We start from the raw sequence: 22,829 nt of genomic DNA, 5'->3' as shown, positions 1-22,829 counted from the left end.
AAAACCGAATGTGAAGAACTGTTCGGCGTGAGGCGGCAGCGTCTGGACAACGTCCACCCGCTCCCGGCTGTTGCTCAGGACGGATCTCTTTGACTACAGTTAAGCGTTCCCTGAACCGAAGCTGTGATAACTCTCCTGAGGTGAAAGATGATTGAACACCACGATCAAAAAGGGTATTTGCGTTTTGCCATTAATCTGGGTAATCCGGTGCTTACGACACTGCTGCCGGATGGGTCTCCGGGGGGGATTACCGTCGAGCTGGCAAAGAAACTGGCTGCAGAGAGCCAGCGCGAAGCGCGGTTTGTGACCTGGCCGACGGCCGGGCAGGTAGTGGACGCGGCGCTGCAGGATCGATGGGATATCGCCTTTCTGGCTATCGACCCGGCGCGGGAAGATAAGCTTCGCTTTACGCCGTCCTACGTCACTATCGAAAGCTCGCTGATGGTGAAAAAAGAGAGCCAGATTCAATCGGTTCAGGAGATGGACCGCGCAGGCGTGGTGATTAACGTGGGCAAAGGCGCGGCCTACGAGCTGTATCTGATTCGCACGCTGCAGCATGCGACGATGCGCCAGTACGCCACCTCACAGGAGGCTATTCAGGCATTTATCAACGGCGAAGGCGACTGGGTGGCCGGTATTCGCCAGCCTCTGGAGAAAGCCGCGCAGGAGAATCCGCAGTTTCGCGTTCTGCCCGACAGCTTTAGCCAGATACACCAGGCGATATGCGTACCGCGCAATGCGACGCAGCACTATGAATTTATTTGCCGCCGCCTCTCTTCCTGGATAGCGGACGGTACTATTGCCGGGATGGTGAGCCGCCATATCGGCAATAGCTGATCGTTAACCGCGCTTACCGCCATACTGCGCAAACCAGGCCAGCATCCGCTGCCAGCCGTCTTTTGCCGACTCTTCATGATAGCTGGCGCGATAGTCGGCATTAAAAGCGTGGTTGGCGTGCGGGTAAACCACGATTTCCGCCGTGGCGTTGGCCGCCCGCAGCGCCTGACGCATCGTTTCCACCGTGTCCTGCGGGATGCTGTCATCTTTCGCGCCATAAAGCCCTAACACCGGCGCGTTAAGATCGACGGCAATATCGACCGGATGCTTCGGCGAATTCAGCGTTTTCTCGCCGACCAGCTTGCCGTACCAGGCGACGGCGGCTTTTAACTGCGGATTATGCGCAGCGTACAGCCAGGTAATACGCCCGCCCCAGCAGAAGCCGGTAATCAGCAAGCGATGAGCATCGCCGCCGTGGCGGTAGGCCCAGCTGGCCACGTGATCGAGGTCGGCCAGCACCTGAGAATCCGGCACCTTTTTGACCAGTCCCTGGAACAGAGAAGGGATGTCGCTGTAATCATTAGGATCGCCCTGGCGGAAATAGAGCTCCGGTGCGATAGCCAGATACCCCTCCTTTGCCAGACGGCGGCAGATATCGCGGATATGTTCATGCACGCCGAAAATTTCCTGGACCACGATAACGACCGGCAGCGGACCGTCGACGCCGCGCGGGCGAGCATGGAACGCCGGCATGTTATCTCCCTGTGAAGGGATGGATGTCTCCCCGGAGACGATGTTCTCATCTGATGTGTGAACGGCAGTTGAGGCGTGCGGCGTGGCTGCAGGTGCAAAGCCGGTTTGCTTAATTGTCGTCATGGTATTCTCCGTACCCTCAATTTATTAGCGCATCAATAACTATAGCTGCTCTGGACAGGACGTTAATCAAACACAGTGCCCGAAACAGGCTATCTTTTGTTCAGGCTTCTGCGATTTAGCTTGTTAATGTGATGTATATCACTCTTTTATGGAAAGTTATTGCAATGAATTTCATTCATGGTGATTGTGGTCACAAAATTGAGCCGACAGCTTCTGTAAAGTACCGTTTTGCTTCTGCTGATAATTCGACCCACAGAGGAGTTTTTTATGTCCAAGTCTGATGTTTTTCATCTCGGCCTCACCAAAAACGATTTACAAGGGGCTACGCTGGCTATCGTCCCTGGCGATCCGGAGCGTGTGGAAAAGATCGCCGCGCTGATGGATAAGCCGGTTAAGCTGGCATCTCACCGTGAATTCACCACCTGGCGCGCTGAGCTGGATGGTAAAGCAGTGATTGTCTGCTCTACCGGTATCGGCGGCCCATCGACCTCTATCGCCGTGGAAGAGCTGGCCCAACTGGGCATCCGTACCTTCCTGCGCATCGGTACCACCGGCGCCATTCAGCCGCATATTAATGTCGGCGACGTTCTGGTGACGACCGCGTCCGTCCGTCTGGACGGCGCAAGCCTGCACTTTGCGCCAATGGAGTTCCCGGCGGTGGCTGACTTTGAATGTACTACCGCGCTGGTTGAAGCGGCGAAGTCTATCGGCGCGACCACCCATATCGGTGTCACCGCCTCTTCCGACACCTTCTATCCGGGCCAGGAACGTTACGATACCTTCTCCGGCCGCGTTGTTAGCCGTTTTAAAGGCTCGATGGAAGAGTGGCAGGCGATGGGCGTGATGAACTATGAAATGGAATCCGCCACGCTGCTGACGATGTGCGCCAGCCAGGGCCTGCGCGCCGGGATGGTTGCCGGAGTTATCGTCAACCGTACCCAGCAGGAAATTCCGAACGCGGAAACCATGAAGCAAACCGAAAGCCACGCGGTGAAAATTGTCGTGGAAGCGGCGCGCCGCCTGCTGTAGTTACCCTTTCTTCTGCCAGGGGTCGGACTCTCCGGCCCTTCTTTTTTGCGTAGCGCCTCGCAGGAAAACCCTTTCAAACTGGACGTTTGTACAGCACAATTCTATTTTGTGCCGTAAGTCGTTGCCGCAGGGGGCTTTGTGGATATCTCAATTATTATTAGCGCCGTTGTGGCGCTGGCCGTCGGGCTGATTGTCGGCTGGCTGGCGACCAAAGCGCACGCCGATCAAATTCGCGCCGATCTTATCGATGAGCGGCGCGAGCTGGATATTGAGCTGAGCGCGGCCCGCCAACGTCTGGTGCAGGAGTCACACTGGCGAGAAGAGTGTGAACTGCTCAATAACGAACTGCGCAGCCTGCGCGATATCAACGCCTCGCTGGAAGCCGATCTTCGCGAAGTGACCACCCGACTTGAATCCACTCAGCTGCATGCGGAAGACAAAATTCGCCAGATGGTTAACAGCGAGCAGCGTCTTAGCGAACAGTTTGAGAATCTGGCAAATCGCATTTTTGAGCACAGCAACCGGCGGGTGGATGAGCAGAATCGCCAGAGCCTGCACGGCTTGCTGACGCCGCTTCGCGAACAGCTGGATGGCTTTCGTCGGCAGGTGCAGGATAGCTTTGGTCAGGAAGCGCGGGAGCGCCATACTCTGGCCCATGAAATCCGCAATCTTCAGCAGCTGAATGCGCAAATGGCCCAGGAGGCGCTAAACCTGACGCGCGCGCTCAAAGGCGATAACAAAACCCAGGGCAACTGGGGCGAGGTGGTGTTGACCCGCGTGCTGGAAGCGTCCGGACTGCGGGAAGGATATGAATATCAGACCCAGGTCAGCATCGAAACGGAAAACCGCGCGCGGATGCAGCCCGATGTGATTGTCCGTTTACCGCAGGGGAAAGACGTGGTGATCGATGCCAAGATGACCCTGGTGGCCTATGAGCGCTATTTCAACGCCGAAGATGATTACACCCGTGAAGCGGCGCTGCAGGAGCATATCGCTTCGGTACGCAACCATATGCGCCTGCTGGGGCGTAAAGACTACCAGCAGCTGCCGGGGCTGCGTTCGCTCGACTACGTTCTGATGTTTATCCCGGTAGAACCCGCCTTCCTGCTGGCTATCGATCGTCAGCCGGAACTCATTAGCGAAGCGCTGAAGAACAACATCATGCTGGTGAGCCCAACCACGCTGCTGGTGGCGCTGCGGACTATCGCCAATCTCTGGCGCTATGAGCATCAGAGCCGTAACGCGCAGAAAATTGCCGAAAGAGCGGGGCGGCTGTATGACAAGATGCGCCTGTTTGTCGATGATATGTCCGCCATCGGACAGGGCCTGGATAAAGCTCAGGATAACTACCGCCAGGCGATGAAAAAGCTCGCCTCCGGACGAGGTAACCTGCTGGTACAGGCGGAATCATTCCGTGAGCTGGGCGTGGAGGTTAAGCGTGAGATTAATCCTGAGTTAGTTGAACAGGCGACGGCCCAGGATGAAGAATACCGCCTTGCGCAGGGGGGTAACCCGCCGGAAGATAACGATATTTTATCCGATCCTACGGCTACTGCCATGTTTGGGGGCGGCTCCCGGCCACGTTGAAGCGTATGGGAAGTGCGCTAAACCTGTTACACTCAACGAACATTTTCTTGATAAGCAAGCAGGCATTGAGATGGTTGAGGATTCACAAGAAACGACGCATTTTGGCTTTCAGACTGTCGCCAAAGAGCAGAAAGCTGACATGGTGGCGCATGTATTTCATTCTGTGGCCGCAAAATATGACGTAATGAACGACCTGATGTCGTTCGGTATTCATCGTTTGTGGAAGCGTTTCACCATCGACTGCAGCGGCGTCCGCCGCGGGCAAACCGTATTGGATCTGGCTGGTGGTACCGGCGATCTGACGGCGAAATTCTCTCGCCTGGTGGGTGAAACCGGCCGCGTGATGCTGGCGGACATCAACGACTCTATGCTGAAAATGGGCCGCGAAAAGCTGCGTAACATTGGTATTGTCGGCAACGTGGAATACGTCCAGGCAAACGCTGAAGCGCTGCCTTTTGCAGACAACACCTTTGATTGCATTACGATTTCTTTCGGTCTGCGTAACGTGACCGACAAAGAAAAAGCGCTCCGCTCAATGTATCGCGTATTAAAGCCGGGCGGCCGCCTGCTGGTGCTGGAATTCTCAAAACCGATTATTGAGCCGCTCAGTAAAGCCTACGACGCCTATTCCTTCCATATCCTGCCGCGCGTGGGAGAGCTGGTTGCTAAAGATGCCGAAAGCTATCGTTATCTTGCTGAATCTATTCGAATGCATCCCGATCAGGACACGCTGAAAGGCATGATGCAGGACGCAGGGTTTGAAAGCGTCGACTACTACAACCTGACGGCAGGTATCGTTGCGCTACACCGCGGATATAAGTTCTGACAGGAGGGACGCTATGCCTTTCAAACCACTGGTTACCGCCGGTCTTGAGACGGTCCTTAACACCTTCCTCTGGCGCGATCGGGCGCTGAAACCCGCGCGCCATCGCCTGCTGGGGAAAGTGCTGCGCATCGAGCTGCAAGAGCTTTCCGATCCTGTGGTGCTGGTTTTTAGCGAACGTCAGCTGGACGTGCTGGGCGCGTGGGAAGGTGAGGCTGACTGCACCGTACGTACCCGCCTTAGCGTGCTTCCGCAATTGCGCAATCGCCAGCAGCTTACCGCGCTGATTCGCAGCGGCGATCTTGAAGTGCAGGGCGACCTGCAGGTGGTGCAAAATACCGTCACGCTGTGCGATCTGGCAGAGTTCGATCCGGCTGAACTGCTCGCCCCGTATACCGGTGATGTGGTTGCGGAAGGCTTTAGTAAAGTATTCCGCGGCGGCGCTCGCTTTCTTCTGCATGGCGCTCAACGCCAGCAGCGCTATGTCGCGGAAGCGATTACCGAAGAGTGGCGCCTGGCGCCGGGGCCGCTGGAGCTGGCCTGGTTTGCAGAGGAAACCGCTGCGGTAGAACGAACCCTGGCCGCGCTGGAAAAACGGCTGGACACGCTGGAGGGCAAATGACGCCAGGAGAATTACGGCGCCTGTATTTTATCGTCCACACCTTTTTGAGCTACGGGCTTGATGAGCTCATTCCCAAAATGCGTATCACGCTGCCGCTGCGAATCTGGCGGCGGATGCTGTTCTGGATGCCCAACCGCCATAAAGATCGTCCTCTTGGCGAGCGACTCCGCCTCGCATTACAGGAGCTGGGGCCGGTGTGGATCAAGTTTGGCCAGATGCTCTCGACCCGTCGCGACCTGTTTCCGCCGCACATTGCCGATCAGCTGGCCATGCTGCAGGATCGCGTCGCGCCCTTTGACGGTCTGCAGGCCAAAAAGCAGATTGAGCAAGCCATGGGCGGCCTGCCGGTAGAAGCCTGGTTTGATGACTTCTCTGTTGAACCGCTCGCTTCCGCTTCTATTGCCCAGGTGCATACCGCGCGTCTGAAAGAGAACGGCAAAGAGGTGGTCATTAAGGTGATCCGCCCGGATATCGTGCCGGTTATCAAAGCGGATATGAAGCTTATCTACCGTCTTGCCCGCTGGGTGCCGCGTCTGTTACCGGACGGCCGTCGCCTTCGCCCGCAGGAAGTGGTTCGCGAATATGAAAAAACGCTGCTGGATGAGCTCAACCTGCTGCGTGAATCGGCTAACGCTATCCAGCTTCGCCGCAACTTCGACGAGAGCCCAATGCTTTATGTCCCGGAAGTTTATTCGGACTACTGTAGCGAAGGCATGATGGTGATGGAGCGGATTTACGGGATCCCGGTGTCCGACGTCGCCGCGCTGGAAGCGCAGGGAACTAACATGAAGCTGCTGGCCGAGCGTGGCGTGCAGGTCTTCTTTACGCAGGTTTTCCGCGACAGCTTCTTCCATGCCGACATGCATCCGGGCAATATTTTTGTCAGCCGTAATCATCCGGAAGATCCTCAGTACATTGGTATTGACTGCGGTATCGTCGGTTCGCTGAACAAAGAAGATAAGCGCTATCTGGCGGAGAACTTCATTGCCTTCTTCAACCGCGATTATCGCAAAGTTGCGGAGCTGCACGTTGATTCCGGCTGGGTTCCCGCGGATACCAACGTCGAAGAGTTCGAGTTTGCTATTCGTACCGTCTGCGAGCCTATCTTTGAAAAACCGCTGGCGGAAATCTCGTTTGGCCACGTGTTGTTGAACCTGTTTAATACGGCGCGACGTTTCAATATGGAAGTGCAGCCGCAGCTGGTTCTGCTGCAGAAGACATTACTTTACGTAGAAGGTGTAGGTCGCCAGCTCTATCCTCAGTTAGACTTGTGGAAAACGGCGAAACCGTTCCTTGAGTCGTGGATCAAAGATCAGGTGGGCATTCCGGCTCTGGTGCGGGCGTTTAAAGAAAAAGCGCCGTTCTGGATCGAAAGAATGCCGGAAATACCTGAGCTGGTGTACCAGAGCCTGCAGCAAAGCAAGCAGCTGCAGAATAGCGTCGATACCATCGTGCGCGACATCCAGGTGCGGCACGTGCGCCAGGGTCAGTCCCGCTATCTGTTCGGTATAGGCGCGGTTTTATTACTGAGTGGTACGCTGCTATTCATTCATCGTCCCGAGTGGGGCATGATGCCAGGCTGGCTGATGGCCGCTGGGGTCGTAACCTGGCTTATCGGCTGGCGAAAGACGAACTGACGGCGGCCGCCTTTATCACAGCGCATAATGTGTATAATGCGTCCTAATAATTCATCATCTGTCATAGGGGAATGTGTATGGGTGGTATCAGTATTTGGCAGTTACTCATTGTTGTCGTCATCGTGGTTCTGCTTTTTGGGACAAAAAAGCTGAGCTCGCTCGGTTCAGATTTAGGGGCGTCGATCAAAGGCTTTAAAAAGGCCATGAGCGACGAAGAGAAACCGGAAAAATCCGCGCCGGATGCAGATTTCGCGGCGAAGACCCTTGCTGATAAGCCGGATGATGCAAAGAAAGACGAGACTAAACGCCACGACAAAGAGCAGGTGTAATTCGTGTTCGATATCGGTTTTAGTGAGCTGCTGCTGGTATTCGTGATTGGCCTCATCGTTCTGGGGCCACAGCGACTACCGGTAGCGGTAAAGACGGTGGTGAGCTGGATCCGCACGCTGCGGTCGCTTGCGGCTACCGTACAAAATGAAATTACCCAGGAATTAAAACTGCAGGAGTTTCAGGAAAGCCTTAAAAAGGTGGAAAAGGCCAGCCTGGACAACCTGACGCCCGAGCTAAAAGCTTCAATGGATGAACTGCGTGAAGCGGCTGAATCTATGAAGCGATCCTACTCCGCCCACGATCCTGAAAAAGCCAGCGACGAAGCCAATACCATTCACAACCCGGTCGTAAAAGGGAGTGAAGAGCAGCGCAAGGACGTGACGCCAGCGACGGCTGAACATCAGGCCAGTGCGCCAGAGCATGCGCCTGACTCCGTGTCTGAAGAACTCCCCGCTTCGCAGAGTGAAATCCCGGCAGCGAAAGTGAAAGCTGCCGTGTCGGCTTCCGATTCCTCCTCCCCTGTACCGAGTGATAAACAGTAAAAATGGGCGTAGACGATACTCAACCGCTAATTACGCATCTGATTGAGCTGCGCAAGCGCTTGATCAACAGCATTCTTGCGATTCTGGTGATTTTCCTGGCGTTAGTCTATTTCGCCAACGATATCTATCAGCTGGTTTCCGCGCCGCTGATTCGGCAGATGCCGGTCGGTGCGACCATGATCGCCACGGATGTGGCCTCGCCTTTCTTCACGCCGATCAAGCTGACCTTTATGGTATCGATAATTTTGTCGGTCCCGGTCATTTTGTATCAGGTCTGGGCCTTTGTGGCGCCAGCGCTGTATAAGCATGAACGTCGGCTGGTTATGCCGCTGCTGGTCTCCAGTACGCTGCTGTTCTATATCGGCATGGCCTTTGCCTACTTCGTCGTTTTCCCGCTGGCGTTTGGTTTTCTGACCCACGCGGCGCCGGAAGGCGTACAGGTCTCTACCGATATTCGCAGCTACCTCGACTTTGTGATGGCGCTGTTTATCGCCTTTGGCGTCTCATTCGAGGTTCCGGTGGCCATCGTCCTGCTGTGCTGGATGGGCGTCACCACGCCGGACGACCTGCGTAAGAAACGCCCCTACGTACTGGTTGGCGCATTCGTTGTCGGGATGCTGCTGACCCCGCCGGACGTGTTCTCGCAAACCCTGCTGGCGATTCCGATGTACTGTTTGTTTGAGGTCGGGGTCTTCTTCGCGCGGTTCTACACCGGTAAACGCCTGACGCGTGATGAGGATGCCGCTGCCGAAGAGGCGCAGGGCAAAGAAGAATAACGCTCAACCGCCCGCCAGGGCGGTTGCCGTATGGGAGCGATGATGTTTGATATCGGCGTAAATCTGACCAGTTCGCAGTTTTCCCGCGATCGCGACGAGGTGGTTTCCCGGGCCCGGGGGGCGGGCGTCAGCGGGATGCTATTGACGGGAACCAACCTGCATGAAAGCGCGCAGGCTCAGCAACTGGCGCGCCGTTATTCCGGGTGCTGGTCAACGGCCGGCGTTCATCCCCACGACAGTCGCAGCTGGACGGACTCGGCGGCGGCAGCGGTCTATGCGCTGGCTCGCGAGCCGGAAGTCGTTGCGGTGGGTGAGTGCGGGCTGGATTTCAACCGCAATTTTTCGACGCCTCAGGAGCAAGAAGCGGCGTTTAGCGCTCAGCTGGCGCTGGCCGCGGAGCTGTCGATGCCGGTATTTCTGCACTGCCGCGATGCGCACGAGCGCTTCCTGGCCCTGCTGGTGCCCTGGCTTGATAAGCTCCCGGGGGCCGTTGTGCATTGTTTTACCGGTAGCCGCGAAGAGATGCGCGAATGCGTGGAGCACGGTTTATTTATTGGTATCACCGGCTGGGTATGCGATGAGCGTCGGGGGCTGGAGCTGCGAGAGCTGCTGGTCGATATTCCGGCAGAGCGCCTGCTGATTGAGACCGATGCGCCGTACCTGTTGCCGCGAGATATGCTGCCAAAACCCGCTTCTCGCCGCAATGAGCCCGCCTACCTGCCGCATATTCTGACCCGCATCGCGCAATGGCGTGGGGAGGAGGCGCAATGGCTGGAAGACGTGACTGATGCTAACGTCAGAAGACTTTTTGGCGTGGCTTTTTAAGCGCCGTCAGATTTTATAAAAGTCAGTATTTTTAACGCTCTGGAGCACCTGCTTGTTAAGCAGATTCAGCAGCAGCATCGAGCGGGCTTCGCCGTCCGGTTCGGTAAAAATAGCCTGCAGACCCTCAAAAGCGCCATCGGTAATCAGCACGCTGTCGCCTTCGTGCGGCGTTTCAGGATCGGTGATGCCTTCCGGTTTGTAGATGGAAAGCTGATGAATGACGGCAGATGGCACGATAGCGGGCAGCGCGCCGAAACGCACAAAACTGTTCACGCCGCGCGTGGCGCTGATGGTAGTGGTATGAATCACTTCCGGGTCGAACTCGATAAACAGATAATTTGGGAACAGGGGCTCGCTGACCGTCGTGCGTTTACCGCGGACGATTTTTTCCAGCTCGATCGTTGGCATCAGGCAATTGACGGCCTGCCGTTCAAGGTGTTCCTGGGCTCGTTCAAGCTGCCCACGTTTGCAATAAAGTAAGTACCAGGCTTGCATAATGACTCTTTCCAATGCTACTAGCTGCAAGCATAACAAAAGCCCGGTACGATCGCGAAATCATTGCGGGTGAAAACTAAATTTCAGCGTTCTTTCACGCTAATTTAACAAAAATACAGCATAGCTCCGGCGAACGCCGTATAATCACCCGCCTGTATAGAGGTCAATAACAACTCCATGAAATACCACGATCTACGCGAATTTCTGACATTACTGGAGCAGCAGGGGGAATTGAAACGGATCTCCCTGCCGGTCGATCCTCACCTGGAAATCACCGAAATTGCCGACCGCACTTTGCGAGCTGGCGGTCCGGCGCTGCTATTCGAAAATCCCAAGGGCTACGCCATGCCGGTGCTGTGTAATCTTTTCGGCACGCCGCGGCGAGTCGCGCTGGGGATGGGGCAGGAGGATGTCAGTTCTCTGCGGGAAGTGGGTAAGCTTCTGGCATTCCTGAAAGAGCCGGAACCCCCAAAAGGTTTCCGCGATCTGTTTGATAAGCTGCCGCAGTTCAAACAGGTGCTGAATATGCCGACTAAGCGTCTGCGCGGAGCGCCGTGCCAGCAAAAAATCATTCAGGGTGATGAAGTTGATTTGACTCGTATCCCGATCATGACCTGCTGGCCGGAAGATGCCGCGCCGCTGATCACCTGGGGTCTGACGGTGACCCGCGGCCCGCATAAAGAGCGGCAGAATCTGGGCATTTATCGCCAGCAGCTGATTGGCAAGAACAAGCTGATTATGCGCTGGCTATCGCATCGCGGCGGCGCGCTGGACTTCCAGGAGTGGTGCGCGGCGCGTCCTGGCGAGCGTTTCCCGGTCTCCGTCGCGCTGGGCGCCGATCCGGCAACCATTCTCGGGGCGGTGACTCCGGTTCCGGATACCCTTTCCGAATACGCTTTTGCCGGGCTACTGCGCGGCACCAAAACCGAAGTCGTGAAGTGCATCTCTAACGATCTTGAGGTGCCCGCCAGCGCGGAGATCGTGCTGGAAGGGTATATTGAAGCCGGAGAAATGGCGCCGGAAGGCCCCTATGGCGACCATACTGGCTACTACAATGAAGTGGATAACTTCCCGGTCTTTACCGTTACCCACATTACTCAGCGTGAAGATGCCATCTATCACTCGACCTATACCGGGCGTCCGCCGGATGAGCCGGCGGTACTGGGCGTTGCGCTGAACGAAGTGTTCGTCCCCATTCTGCAAAAGCAGTTTCCTGAAATCGTGGATTTCTATTTGCCGCCTGAAGGCTGTTCCTATCGCCTGGCGGTCGTCACGATGAAGAAGCAGTACGCCGGTCACGCGAAACGCGTCATGATGGGCGTCTGGTCGTTCCTCCGCCAGTTCATGTACACCAAGTTCGTTATTGTCTGCGATGACGATGTCAACGCGCGCGACTGGAATGATGTGATTTGGGCGATTACTACCCGTATGGACCCGGCGCGTGATACGGTACTGGTAGAAAATACGCCAATTGATTATCTGGATTTTGCCTCACCGGTTTCCGGTTTGGGTTCAAAAATGGGGCTGGATGCCACAAATAAATGGCCTGGAGAGACCCAGCGCGAGTGGGGTCGTCCGATCAAGAAAGATCCTGAGGTGACGGCGCGCGTCGACGCCATCTGGGATGAACTGGCTATCTTCAAATAACAGTAAGCGGGGCTACGCCGCTGTTTTGCACAATAGACCCGACAGAGGGGACGCATGACAACCTTAAGCTGTAAAGTGACCTCAGTGGAGGCGATTACCGATACTGTGTATCGCGTTCGATTAGTGCCGGAAGCGGCGTTTTCCTTCCGTGCCGGTCAGTATCTGATGGTCGTGATGGACGAACGCGATAAGCGCCCATTCTCGATGGCCTCCACGCCGTCGGAACAGGAGTTTATCGAGCTGCATATCGGTGCATCTGAACTGAACCTGTATGCGATGGCGGTGATGGATCGAATCCTGAAAGAGCGTCAAATCGAGGTCGATATGCCGCATGGCGAAGCCTGGCTGCGCGATGATGAAGAACGTCCTCTGATTTTAATCGCCGGGGGAACGGGCTTCTCTTACGTGCGTTCGATTCTGCTCACCGCGCTGGCGCGCAATCCGAATCGCGATATCGCCATCTACTGGGGCGGGCGCGAAGCGAAACATCTCTATGACCTGGCCGAGCTCGAAGCGTTAAGCCTGCAGCATCCGGGCCTGCGCGTCGAACCCGTTGTTGAGCAGCCTGACGCCGAGTGGCGTGGCCGTACCGGAACCGTACTCACGGCGGTTCTGCAGGATTACGGTACGCTGGGAGAGCATGATATCTATATCGCTGGCCGCTTCGAGATGGCGAAAATTGCCCGCGACCTGTTCTGCAACGAGCGCGGCGCGCGCGAAGATCGCCTGTTTGGCGATGCCTTTGCGTTTATCTGATAGCCGCTCTGCCAGCATCCGGGCTTTTGGCCCGGATGCTGTTGTTACCGGGCATCGCTGAAGTAAACGTACAGCGGTCGTTCGTTTTCCAGCAAACAGAGCATTTTCCCTACCGGGTTCCCTTCTTTTTCCAGCGTGGCGGTTAGCTGCGTCGCGATATGCTGGCTGCCTATCTTCTCATCATAGCGTTCGGTAGTGATATCGGTGACGGTCAGATCCTTGAACCGCTCGCTTTGCGGATCCTGCGCCATTTTACCGATCCCCCATGAGAGGCAGGCCTGAGCGTTATCCTGTTCGCTGGCGAGCGCTGCGGCAGGGAACGTCGTTAGCAAAAAAATGATGGGGATTATTTTCATGACTCTTCATTATCCTTATGAGCGTGACGTATCCGGTGATAATAACCGAATAGCGGAAATAAAAAACCCGCCCCTGACAGGCGGGAAGAACGGCAACTAAACCTTCTCCCGTTATCATTCACGCTGCCTCTTTGTTGGCTGCCCTCGCTCACCCCGGTCACCGAGTTCTCTATGCTCCCGGGGATTTGCTCGGTTGCCGCCGCGATGCCGCGCGAATGATTCAGGGGATTAACGCTTTGCTTAAACCCGCTCGAATACCGTCGCGATACCCTGACCTAAACCAATACACATCGTCGCCAGGCCGAACTGCGCGTCTTTGCGTTCCATATGGTTGATCAATGTGGTGCTAATGCGCGCGCCGGAACAGCCGAGCGGATGACCCAGGGCGATCGCGCCGCCGTTGAGGTTGATCTTCTCGTCGATCTGTTCCATCAGCCCCAGATCTTTAATGCACGGCAGGATCTGCGCGGCAAAAGCTTCGTTCATTTCGAACACATCGATATCGCTGGTGGAGAGCCCGGCTTTTTTCAGCGCCAGTTTTGACGCGGGAACCGGACCATAGCCCATTATTGACGGGTCGCAGCCAACGACAGCCATCGAACGCACGCGAGCGCGGGGCTTCAGGCCCAGCTCGCGGGCGCGGCTTTCGCTCATTAACAGCATGGCTGCGGCGCCATCGGAGAGGGCGGATGAGGTTCCCGCCGTCACGGTTCCGGTTACCGGATCGAAAGCGGGTCTAAGCGCGGCCAGCGCTTCAACCGTTGTCTCCGGGCGAATCACTTCGTCATAGCTGTAAGACTTCAGCACGCCGTCGGCGTCGTGACCGCCTGTCGGGACAATTTCCGCTTTGAATGCGCCGGATTGCGTCGCGGCCCAGGCGCGGGCGTGGGAGCGAGCCGCAAACTGGTCCTGCATCTCGCGGCTGATGCCGTGCAGGCGCGCCAGCATTTCTGCCGTCAGCCCCATCATTCCGGCGGCTTTGGCGACGTTACGGCTCAGGCCCGGATGGAAATCTACGCCGTGGCTCATCGGAACGTGGCCCATATGCTCTACGCCGCCAATCAGGCATACGCTGGCGTCGCCGGTCATGATCATGCGTGCCGCGTCGTGAAGCGCCTGCATGGAAGAACCGCACAGCCGATTGACCGTGGTGGCGGGTACCGAATGCGGGATTTCCGCCAGCAGCGCCGCGTTGCGGGCAATATTGAAGCCCTGTTCCAGCGTCTGCTGAACGCAGCCCCAGTAAATATCGTCAATCGTGCTGGCTTCAAGGGATGGGTTGCGTGAAAGCAGGCTACGCATCAGGTGCGCGGAGAGATCTTCCGCGCGCACGTGGCGAAAGGCGCCACCCTTCGAACGGCCCATCGGGGTACGAACTGCATCGACAATGACAACCTGTTCCATTGTGACTCCTTAAGCCTTTTTCAGGTCGCCTGGCGCACGGGCAGGCTCAACCGGTGGATAGTACGGTTCGTTATGACGCGCTTTGCTGCGCAATCCTTCCGGCACGTCGTATAGCGGGCCGAGATGCTGATACTGCTGGGCCATATCGAGATATTTTGCGCTACCGAGCGTATCCAGCCAGCGGAACGCGCCGCCGTGGAACGGAGGGAAGCCCAGGCCATAAACCAGCGCCATATCGGCTTCTGCCGGGGTGGCGATAATGCCCTCTTCGAGACAGCGCACCACTTCGTTGACCATGGGGATCATCATCCGGGCGATAATCTCTTCATCGCTGAAATCACGCTTCGGCTGGCTAACTTCCGCCAGCAGGCTATCGACTGCGGCATCCTCTTCCTTCTTCGGCTTACCTTTACTGTCTTCTTTGTAGCGCCAGAAGCCGAGGCCATTTTTCTGGCCGAAACGGTTAGCGTCGAACAGCGCATCGATCGCATCGCGATAATCTTTCTGCATCCGCTGCGGGAAGCCCGCCGCCATGACCGCCTGCGCGTGATGCGCGGTATCAATGCCAACGACGTCCAGCAGATAGGCCGGGCCCATCGGCCAGCCAAACTGCTTCTCCATCACTTTATCGACTTTGCGGAAGTCCGCGCCGTCGCGCAGCAGCTGGCTGAAACCGGCGAAGTAGGGGAACAGCACGCGGTTAACAAAGAAACCGGGGCAGTCGTTGACCACAATCGGCGTTTTGCCCATTTTGCTGGCCCAGGCGACCACTTTCGCAATGGTTTCGTCCGAGCTTTTCTCGCCGCGAACGATCTCGACCAGCGGCATCCGGTGCACCGGGTTAAAGAAGTGCATACCGCAGAAGTTTTCCGGGCGCTTCAGTACGCTGGCCAACTCGCTGATGGGAATGGTGGAGGTATTCGAAGCCAGCACGGTATCCGGGCGGACTTTGTCTTCCGTTTCCGCCAGCACCGCTTTTTTCACTTTCGGATTCTCAACAACGGCTTCGACCACGACGTCCACGCGTTCAAAGCCGGCGTAATCCAGGGTTGGCTGAATAGTAGAAATGACGCCAGCCATCTTGAGACCGTCGATTTTGCCGCGCTCAAGCTGTTTATTCAGCAGCTTGGCCGCTTCGGTCATGCCCAGCGTCAGCGATTTGTCGTTGATATCTTTCATGACGACCGGCACGCCTTTCCAGGCTGACTGGTATGCAATGCCGCCGCCCATAATTCCCGCGCCCAGCACGGCCGCGTGTTTTGGCGTGTCGATATCTTTCGTCAGCTTCTTCGCTTTTGCTTTGACGTACTGATCGTTAAGGAAGATACCAACCAGCGCACGCGCCTCGTTGGTATGCGCCAGCGGGACGAAACTTTTATTTTCCAGATCCAGCGCTTCTTCGCGACCAAAGCGGGCGGCGGCTTCGATGGTTTTAACGGCGGTAATCGGGGCCGGGTAGTGCTTCCCGGCGGTTTGCGCCACCATGCCTTTGGCGATGGTAAAACTCATCGCGGCTTCAATTTTACTCAGATGCAGCGGCTCCAGCTTCGGCTGGCGCTTCGCCTTCCAGTCCAGGTCGCCTTTAATAGCCTGACGCAGAATCGCGACCGCGCCATCGATCAGTTTTTCATGCTTAACCACGCCATCGACGAGGCCGATTTTTAAGGCCTGTTCGGCGCCAACGTCTTTGCCGGCGGCAATGATTTCCAGCGCGCTGTCCGCGCCAAGCATCCGCGGCATCCGCACCGAGCCGCCAAAGCCCGGCATGATGCCCAGCTTCGTTTCCGGCAGACCAATGCGCAGATCCGGCGTCGCCAGGCGATAATCGGTCGCCAGCACGCATTCGCAGCCGCCGCCCAACGCATAGCCGTTGACGGCGGAAATGGTCGGAACCGGCAAATCTTCCAGGCGATTAAAGACGCTATTAGCGAAATGCAGCCACTGGCTGAGCTGTTCTTCGGGAACCAGGAACAGAGAAAGAAATTCGGTGATATCCGCGCCGACAATAAAAGCGGCTTTCTCGGAGCGTAGCAGCAGCCCTTGCAGATCTTTTTGTTTTTCGAGTACGTCCAGCGCTTCACCGAGGCTGGCTACGGTTGCGGTATCGAGCTTGTTGACCGAGCCGGGGGCATCAAATACCAGTTCGGCAATGCCGTCTTCCCGCCAGTCGAGGTACAGGGTGTCGCCTTTGTAGAGCATGTCAGTCTCCTGAATCCAGCAATATGATCTGGTCATACCAGATGAGACGGAGTGTGGATTTTATGTTAAGAAATTGCAAATAAGACTTTAAATAAATGCTGGTCGGATCACACCCGGTAGAGATCACCCCGTTTGAGGTCATTGTGCTAAGATGCGAAGCATCACGATCTCATAAAATCAAAGGATAAATGATGGAATCCCTTGCCGGTCTCTATAAAAATCATATCGTTACCTTACAAGAACGCACCCGCGATGTTCTGGCCCGCTTTAAGCTGGATGCCCTGCTGATCCACTCCGGTGAACTGGTCAACGTCTTCCTTGACGATCATCCGTATCCGTTCAAGGTCAATCCCCAGTTCAAAGCCTGGGTGCCGGTTACGCAGGTCCCTAACTGCTGGCTGCTGGTGGACGGCGTCAACAAACCCAAACTGTGGTTCTATCTGCCGGTCGACTACTGGCATAACGTGGAACCGCTGCCGACCTCATTCTGGACCGAAGAGGTGGATGTGATTGCCCTGCCGAAAGCGGATGGTATCGGCAGCCAGCTGCCCGCCGCGCGCGGCAATATTGCCTATATCGGGCCGGTGCCGGAACGTGCGTTGGGGTTAGATATCGCGGCGGATAAAATCAACCCGAAAGGGGCGATCGATTATCTGCACTACTATCGCTCTTATAAAACTGACTATGAGCTGGCCTGCATGCGCGAAGCGCAGAAGTCGGCGGTTAACGGTCATCAGGCCGCTCATGAAGCGTTCCTTTCTGGGATGAGCGAGTTTGATATCAACCAGGCCTATCTGACCGCGACCGGCCATCGCGACACCGATGTACCGTACAGCAACATTGTGGCTCTGAACGAACATGCCTCCGTGCTGCATTACACGAAGCTGGATCATCGCGCGCCGGCGGAATTGCGCAGCTTCCTGCTGGATGCGGGCGCGGAATATAACGGCTATGCGGCGGATCTGACGCGTACCTGGGCGGCGCATGGCGATAGTGACTATGCTCAACTGATTAAAGACGTTAATGAGGAACAGCTGGCGCTGATTAGCACCATGAAGGCGGGCGTGAGCTACGTGGATTATCATGTCCAGTTCCATCAGCGTATTGCCAAACTGCTGCGCAAACATCAGATAGTCAAAGATATGAGCGAAGAAGCGATGGTGGAAAACGATCTGACCGGACCGTTTATGCCGCACGGCATTGGTCATCCTTTAGGTCTGCAGGTTCATGATGTCGCGGGTTTTATGCAGGATGATTCGGGTACCCATCTGGCCGCGCCGGCAAAATATCCTTACCTGCGCTGCACGCGCGTACTGCAGCCGCGGATGGTATTGACGATTGAACCGGGCATCTATTTTATTGAATCGCTGCTGGCGCCGTGGCGCGAAGGGCAGTTCAGCAAACACTTCAACTGGCAGAAAATTGAAGCGCTGAAACCGTTTGGCGGTATTCGTATTGAAGACAACGTCGTGATCCACGAAAACAGTATTGAAAACATGACGCGCGATCTGAAACTGGCGTAATGGAAAGCTGGTTGATACCGGCCGCGCCGGCCACCTTTGTGGAAGAGATCAAAAAGAGCCGCTTTATCACGCTGTTGGCGCACACCGACGGCGTAGCGGCGGCAAAGGCGTTTGTCGAGTCAGTCAGGGCGGATCACCCGGATGCCCGTCACCACTGCGTGGCGTGGGTCGCCGGGCCTCCGAATGACTCGCAGCAGCTGGGGTTTTCCGACGATGGCGAACCGGCGGGGACGGCGGGTAAACCGATGCTGGCGCAGCTGATGGGTAGCGGCGTCGGCGAGATAACCGCTGTCGTCGTGCGCTACTACGGTGGTATTCTGCTGGGCACCGGCGGCCTGGTCAAAGCGTACGGCGGCGGTGTGCACCAGGCGCTTGCGCTGCTGACAACACAGCGCAAGACGCCGCTGACCGCGTATACTTTGCAGTGTGAATACGGGCAGTTGGCCGGGATTGAAACGCTGTTGGCTCAGTTCTCAGGGAAAATTGTCGAAAGCGAATATCAAGCGTCTGTTCAGCTGCGCGTGGCGCTTCCTCAGGCTGAAGTGGCGCTATTTTCAGCAAAACTGGCTGATTTTAGTCGCGGTTCGTTGCAATTACTGAAGATTGACGAATAATCCCCACCTGATTTTTTTGCATATCAAAGGAAGCGCCAGAGATGCATTTTCGCGCGATAACCCGAATCGTTGGACTGTTGGTCATTTTGTTTTCGGGGACAATGATCCTCCCGGGATTAATAGCCCTGATATATCGCGATGGTGCGGGGCGGGCGTTTACCCAGACCTTTTTCGTTGCCCTGGCGATCGGTTCGCTGCTGTGGTGGCCCAACCGTCGTGAGAAGGGTGAACTGAAATCCCGCGAAGGGTTTCTCATCGTCGTGCTGTTCTGGACGGTGCTCGGAAGCGTCGGTTCGCTGCCCTTTATCTTCTCTGAACAGCCCAACCTGAGCATTACGGATGCCTTCTTTGAATCCTTCTCGGGTCTGACAACGACCGGGGCAACCACGCTGGTTGGGTTAGATTCGTTACCCCACGCCATTCTTTTCTATCGTCAGATGCTGCAATGGTTTGGCGGGATGGGGATCATCGTGCTGGCGGTAGCGATACTGCCGATACTGGGCGTCGGGGGGATGCAGCTGTATCGGGCGGAAATGCCCGGGCCGCTGAAAGATAACAAGATGCGGCCGCGCATTGCTGAGACGGCGAAAACGCTGTGGCTTATCTATGTCTTACTGACGGTGGCCTGTGCGCTGGCGCTGTGGTTTGCCGGCATGCCGGCGTTCGACGCCATCGGGCACAGCTTCTCGACGATTGCGATTGGCGGATTCTCCACCCATGACGCCAGCGTGGGCTACTTTAATAGCCCAACGATTAACTCCATTATTGCGATTTTCTTGCTGATATCGGGCTGTAACTACGGCCTGCACTTTTCATTACTCAGCGGGCGCAGCCTGAAAGTGTACTGGCGCGATCCCGAATTCCGCATGTTCATCGGCGTGCAGCTCACGCTGGTGGTGGTATGTACCCTGGTGCTGTGGCTGCATGACGTCTACAGTTCGGCGCTCATGACGGTGAATCAGGCGTTCTTTCAGGTTGTATCGATGGCGACAACGGCGGGCTTCACGACCGACAGCATTGCGCGCTGGCCGCTATTTTTGCCGGTCCTCCTCCTCTGTTCGGCTTTTATCGGCGGCTGTGCCGGGTCGACGGGCGGTGGTTTGAAGGTTATCCGTATTCTTCTGCTTTTCAAGCAGGGTAACCGTGAGCTTAAACGGCTGGTACATCCTAACGCGGTATACAGTATTAAACTGGGGAACCGCGCGCTGCCGGAACGTATCCTGGAAGCCGTCTGGGGATTCTTCTCCGCCTATGCGCTAGTGTTTATCATTAGTATGCTGGCGATTATCGCCACCGGCGTGGATGATTTCTCGGCCTTTGCTTCGGTCGTTGCGACGCTGAATAACCTTGGCCCTGGGCTGGGTGTTGTGGCGGATAACTTTGCGACGATGAACCCTGTCGCAAAATGGATCTTGATTGCTAATATGCTGTTTGGTCGTCTGGAAGTGTTCACCTTGCTGGTGCTATTTACTCCGACTTTCTGGCGCGAATAACAGGAGTGCCTGTGAAAACTTTGATTCTCTTTTCTACCCGCGACGGACAGACGCGTGAAATCGCCTCCTATCTGGCATCTGAATTAAAAGAGCAGGGGATTGATGCGGACACGATCGATCTCAACCGCACCAATGAAGTGGAGTGGCCCTTATACGATCGTGTCGTCATCGGCGCATCAATCCGCTATGGTCATTTTCATCCCGCCTTAGAACGGTTTGTAAAAACGCATCTTCAGTCGCTGCAGGCGCTACCGGGCGCCTTTTTCTCGGTCAACCTCGTCGCGCGTAAGCCAGAAAAACGAACGCCGCAGACCAACAGCTACACCCGCAAGTTTCTGCTTAACTCGCCGTGGCAGCCGCAGCACTGCGCGGTGTTTGCCGGCGCGCTCCGCTATCCACGCTATCGTTGGTACGATCGGTTTATGATTCGCCTTATTATGAAGATGACCGGCGGCGAAACGGATGTCAGTAAAGAAGTGGTGTATACCGACTGGCAGCAGGTGGGCAGATTTGCGCGGGAAATTGCGCAAATGACCAGCAAATAGCGCGTTAAATCACCCTGGTGATGGAAAGTTGAGCGAACGAAAAGTTTTTTGAAATTTCCCCTTGTCACTTCGGAATTACTCCCTATAATGCGCTCCCACTGACACGGAACAACGGCTTACAGCCCGCCGGGTCAGCGGGATTCAGCGATGAATACCGGCAGAGAAAAGCGAAAATAATCGCTTGACTCTGAATGAGGAAAACGTATTATACGGGACCTCGCGACAGAGCGCTGAAGCGCGTCGCAACTGCTCTTTAACAATTTATCAGACAATCTGTGTGGGCACTCAAAGTGACATGGATTCTTAACGTCCTCGGACGAAAATGAACACCAAGTCTCTGAGTGAACACGTAATTCATTACGAAGTTTAATTCTACGAGCATCAAACTTAAATTGAAGAGTTTGATCATGGCTCAGATTGAACGCTGGCGGCAGGCCTAACACATGCAAGTCGAACGGTAGCACAGAGAGCTTGCTCTCGGGTGACGAGTGGCGGACGGGTGAGTAATGTCTGGGAAACTGCCTGATGGAGGGGGATAACTACTGGAAACGGTAGCTAATACCGCATAACGTCGCAAGACCAAAGAGGGGGACCTTCGGGCCTCTTGCCATCAGATGTGCCCAGATGGGATTAGCTAGTAGGTGGGGTAACGGCTCACCTAGGCGACGATCCCTAGCTGGTCTGAGAGGATGACCAGCCACACTGGAACTGAGACACGGTCCAGACTCCTACGGGAGGCAGCAGTGGGGAATATTGCACAATGGGCGCAAGCCTGATGCAGCCATGCCGCGTGTATGAAGAAGGCCTTCGGGTTGTAAAGTACTTTCAGCGGGGAGGAAGGCGATAAGGTTAATAACCTTGTCGATTGACGTTACCCGCAGAAGAAGCACCGGCTAACTCCGTGCCAGCAGCCGCGGTAATACGGAGGGTGCAAGCGTTAATCGGAATTACTGGGCGTAAAGCGCACGCAGGCGGTCTGTCAAGTCGGATGTGAAATCCCCGGGCTCAACCTGGGAACTGCATTCGAAACTGGCAGGCTGGAGTCTTGTAGAGGGGGGTAGAATTCCAGGTGTAGCGGTGAAATGCGTAGAGATCTGGAGGAATACCGGTGGCGAAGGCGGCCCCCTGGACAAAGACTGACGCTCAGGTGCGAAAGCGTGGGGAGCAAACAGGATTAGATACCCTGGTAGTCCACGCTGTAAACGATGTCGACTTGGAGGTTGTTCCCTTGAGGAGTGGCTTCCGGAGCTAACGCGTTAAGTCGACCGCCTGGGGAGTACGGCCGCAAGGTTAAAACTCAAATGAATTGACGGGGGCCCGCACAAGCGGTGGAGCATGTGGTTTAATTCGATGCAACGCGAAGAACCTTACCTACTCTTGACATCCAGAGAACTTAGCAGAGATGCTTTGGTGCCTTCGGGAACTCTGAGACAGGTGCTGCATGGCTGTCGTCAGCTCGTGTTGTGAAATGTTGGGTTAAGTCCCGCAACGAGCGCAACCCTTATCCTTTGTTGCCAGCGATTCGGTCGGGAACTCAAAGGAGACTGCCAGTGATAAACTGGAGGAAGGTGGGGATGACGTCAAGTCATCATGGCCCTTACGAGTAGGGCTACACACGTGCTACAATGGCATATACAAAGAGAAGCGACCTCGCGAGAGCAAGCGGACCTCATAAAGTATGTCGTAGTCCGGATTGGAGTCTGCAACTCGACTCCATGAAGTCGGAATCGCTAGTAATCGTGGATCAGAATGCCACGGTGAATACGTTCCCGGGCCTTGTACACACCGCCCGTCACACCATGGGAGTGGGTTGCAAAAGAAGTAGGTAGCTTAACCTTCGGGAGGGCGCTTACCACTTTGTGATTCATGACTGGGGTGAAGTCGTAACAAGGTAACCGTAGGGGAACCTGCGGTTGGATCACCTCCTTACCTTAAAGAACCTGCCTTTGTAGTGCTCACACAGATTGTCTGAT

The 22,829-nt window shown here is 55.8% G+C and carries 21 protein-coding genes and 1 rRNA gene; 17 read left to right on the top strand and 5 right to left on the bottom strand.

Annotated elements, in window-relative coordinates; translation table 11 throughout:
• The first annotated feature begins 147 nt into the window (after positions 1 to 147).
• On the top strand, positions 148 to 837 hold the full coding sequence (locus tag F8562_RS04695; protein WP_014837087.1) for a transporter substrate-binding domain-containing protein: 690 nt from the start codon (positions 148 to 150) through the stop codon (positions 835 to 837).
• A gap of 3 nt (positions 838 to 840) precedes the next feature.
• Here the strand turns inward: F8562_RS04695 and F8562_RS04690 are convergent, their stop codons facing one another.
• Positions 841 to 1,653, bottom strand: a complete 813-nt coding sequence (locus F8562_RS04690; protein ID WP_042933931.1) for a dienelactone hydrolase family protein — start codon at positions 1,651 to 1,653, stop codon at positions 841 to 843.
• 267 nt (positions 1,654 to 1,920) lie between these two features.
• Here F8562_RS04690 and udp point away from each other — a divergent pair, with 267 nt between their 5' ends.
• The 9 genes from udp to tatD all read left to right on the top strand — a co-directional run bounded on the left by udp (position 1,921) and on the right by tatD (position 9,824).
• On the top strand, positions 1,921 to 2,682 hold the full coding sequence (gene udp, locus F8562_RS04685; RefSeq protein WP_004097583.1) for a uridine phosphorylase: 762 nt from the start codon (positions 1,921 to 1,923) through the stop codon (positions 2,680 to 2,682).
• A 138-nt stretch (positions 2,683 to 2,820) separates the two neighbouring features.
• A complete protein-coding gene (gene rmuC / locus F8562_RS04680) occupies positions 2,821 to 4,269 on the top strand; it encodes a DNA recombination protein RmuC (RefSeq protein ID WP_014837089.1) in 1,449 nt (482 codons plus the stop codon).
• 70 nt (positions 4,270 to 4,339) lie between these two features.
• Positions 4,340 to 5,095 (top strand): bifunctional demethylmenaquinone methyltransferase/2-methoxy-6-polyprenyl-1,4-benzoquinol methylase UbiE, encoded by a 756-nt coding sequence (gene ubiE, locus F8562_RS04675; RefSeq protein ID WP_004097585.1) that lies wholly within the window; start codon positions 4,340 to 4,342, stop codon positions 5,093 to 5,095.
• A 13-nt stretch (positions 5,096 to 5,108) separates the two neighbouring features.
• Positions 5,109 to 5,714 carry a ubiquinone biosynthesis protein UbiJ gene (gene ubiJ / locus F8562_RS04670; RefSeq protein ID WP_014837090.1) on the top strand — a complete coding sequence of 202 codons (606 nt, stop codon included), beginning with the start codon at positions 5,109 to 5,111 and terminating at the stop codon, positions 5,712 to 5,714.
• On the top strand, positions 5,711 to 7,351 hold the full coding sequence (ubiB, locus tag F8562_RS04665) for a ubiquinone biosynthesis regulatory protein kinase UbiB (protein ID WP_009651715.1): 1,641 nt from the start codon (positions 5,711 to 5,713) through the stop codon (positions 7,349 to 7,351). Before ubiJ ends, ubiB begins: the two co-directional genes overlap by 4 nt.
• Before the next feature lie 77 nt (positions 7,352 to 7,428).
• Positions 7,429 to 7,680, top strand: coding sequence for a Sec-independent protein translocase subunit TatA (gene tatA / locus F8562_RS04660; protein ID WP_004097589.1), 252 nt, complete (start codon positions 7,429 to 7,431; stop codon positions 7,678 to 7,680).
• 3 nt (positions 7,681 to 7,683) lie between these two features.
• The gene (gene tatB, locus F8562_RS04655; protein WP_014227481.1) at positions 7,684 to 8,223 is read left to right on the top strand and encodes a Sec-independent protein translocase protein TatB; all 540 of its coding nucleotides are present in this window, start codon (positions 7,684 to 7,686) and stop codon (positions 8,221 to 8,223) included.
• 2 nt (positions 8,224 to 8,225) lie between these two features.
• The gene (gene tatC / locus F8562_RS04650) at positions 8,226 to 8,999 is read left to right on the top strand and encodes a Sec-independent protein translocase subunit TatC (protein ID WP_004097593.1); all 774 of its coding nucleotides are present in this window, start codon (positions 8,226 to 8,228) and stop codon (positions 8,997 to 8,999) included.
• A 30-nt stretch (positions 9,000 to 9,029) separates the two neighbouring features.
• Positions 9,030 to 9,824, top strand: a complete 795-nt coding sequence (tatD, locus tag F8562_RS04645) for a 3'-5' ssDNA/RNA exonuclease TatD (protein ID WP_014837091.1) — start codon at positions 9,030 to 9,032, stop codon at positions 9,822 to 9,824.
• Positions 9,825 to 9,830: 6 nt separating this feature from the next.
• On the opposite strand, the gene rfaH is transcribed toward tatD, so the two are convergent.
• Complete coding sequence (gene rfaH, locus F8562_RS04640; RefSeq protein ID WP_004097595.1) at positions 9,831 to 10,319, bottom strand: transcription/translation regulatory transformer protein RfaH; 489 nt, start codon at positions 10,317 to 10,319, stop codon at positions 9,831 to 9,833.
• Between the two features lie 177 nt (positions 10,320 to 10,496).
• Here rfaH and ubiD point away from each other — a divergent pair, with 177 nt between their 5' ends.
• Both ubiD and fre read left to right on the top strand, forming a co-directional pair.
• Positions 10,497 to 11,966: a 4-hydroxy-3-polyprenylbenzoate decarboxylase gene (ubiD, locus tag F8562_RS04635; protein ID WP_014227483.1), complete on the top strand. Its 1,470-nt coding sequence runs from the start codon at positions 10,497 to 10,499 to the stop codon at positions 11,964 to 11,966.
• Positions 11,967 to 12,020: 54 nt separating this feature from the next.
• On the top strand, positions 12,021 to 12,722 hold the full coding sequence (gene fre / locus F8562_RS04630) for an NAD(P)H-flavin reductase (RefSeq protein ID WP_014227484.1): 702 nt from the start codon (positions 12,021 to 12,023) through the stop codon (positions 12,720 to 12,722).
• 44 nt (positions 12,723 to 12,766) lie between these two features.
• Here fre and F8562_RS04625 read toward each other — a convergent pair whose 3' ends face one another.
• The 3 genes from F8562_RS04625 to fadB form a co-directional block, all read right to left on the bottom strand.
• Positions 12,767 to 13,078, bottom strand: a complete 312-nt coding sequence (locus tag F8562_RS04625; protein WP_014227485.1) for a hypothetical protein — start codon at positions 13,076 to 13,078, stop codon at positions 12,767 to 12,769.
• Between the two features lie 240 nt (positions 13,079 to 13,318).
• The gene (gene fadA / locus F8562_RS04620; RefSeq protein ID WP_014837092.1) at positions 13,319 to 14,482 is read right to left on the bottom strand and encodes an acetyl-CoA C-acyltransferase FadA; all 1,164 of its coding nucleotides are present in this window, start codon (positions 14,480 to 14,482) and stop codon (positions 13,319 to 13,321) included.
• A 9-nt stretch (positions 14,483 to 14,491) separates the two neighbouring features.
• The gene (gene fadB, locus F8562_RS04615) at positions 14,492 to 16,681 is read right to left on the bottom strand and encodes a fatty acid oxidation complex subunit alpha FadB (protein WP_014837093.1); all 2,190 of its coding nucleotides are present in this window, start codon (positions 16,679 to 16,681) and stop codon (positions 14,492 to 14,494) included.
• A gap of 191 nt (positions 16,682 to 16,872) precedes the next feature.
• On the opposite strand from fadB, the gene pepQ reads away from it, so the two are divergent.
• From pepQ to F8562_RS04590, 5 genes are all read left to right on the top strand, one after another.
• Positions 16,873 to 18,204, top strand: a complete 1,332-nt coding sequence (gene pepQ / locus F8562_RS04610) for a Xaa-Pro dipeptidase (RefSeq protein ID WP_009652560.1) — start codon at positions 16,873 to 16,875, stop codon at positions 18,202 to 18,204.
• Positions 18,204 to 18,818 carry an IMPACT family protein gene (locus tag F8562_RS04605; RefSeq protein WP_014227487.1) on the top strand — a complete coding sequence of 205 codons (615 nt, stop codon included), beginning with the start codon at positions 18,204 to 18,206 and terminating at the stop codon, positions 18,816 to 18,818. The genes pepQ and F8562_RS04605 overlap by 1 nt, the downstream gene beginning before the upstream one ends.
• A 41-nt stretch (positions 18,819 to 18,859) precedes the next feature.
• Positions 18,860 to 20,311 carry a Trk system potassium transporter TrkH gene (trkH, locus tag F8562_RS04600; RefSeq protein WP_004097624.1) on the top strand — a complete coding sequence of 484 codons (1,452 nt, stop codon included), beginning with the start codon at positions 18,860 to 18,862 and terminating at the stop codon, positions 20,309 to 20,311.
• Between the two features lie 11 nt (positions 20,312 to 20,322).
• Positions 20,323 to 20,856 (top strand): menaquinone-dependent protoporphyrinogen IX dehydrogenase, encoded by a 534-nt coding sequence (gene hemG / locus F8562_RS04595; RefSeq protein ID WP_004870475.1) that lies wholly within the window; start codon positions 20,323 to 20,325, stop codon positions 20,854 to 20,856.
• Positions 20,857 to 21,245: 389 nt separating this feature from the next.
• A 16S ribosomal RNA gene (locus F8562_RS04590) occupies positions 21,246 to 22,785 on the top strand.
• Positions 22,786 to 22,829 lie beyond the last annotated feature (44 nt).

The sequence above is a fragment of the Klebsiella sp. RCJ4 genome (assembly GCF_009025755.1).
GTDB lineage: Bacteria > Pseudomonadota > Gammaproteobacteria > Enterobacterales > Enterobacteriaceae > Klebsiella > Klebsiella michiganensis.
The sequence above is the reverse complement of the archived record's forward strand: the minus strand, read 5'-3'. Positions and strand labels throughout refer to the sequence as shown.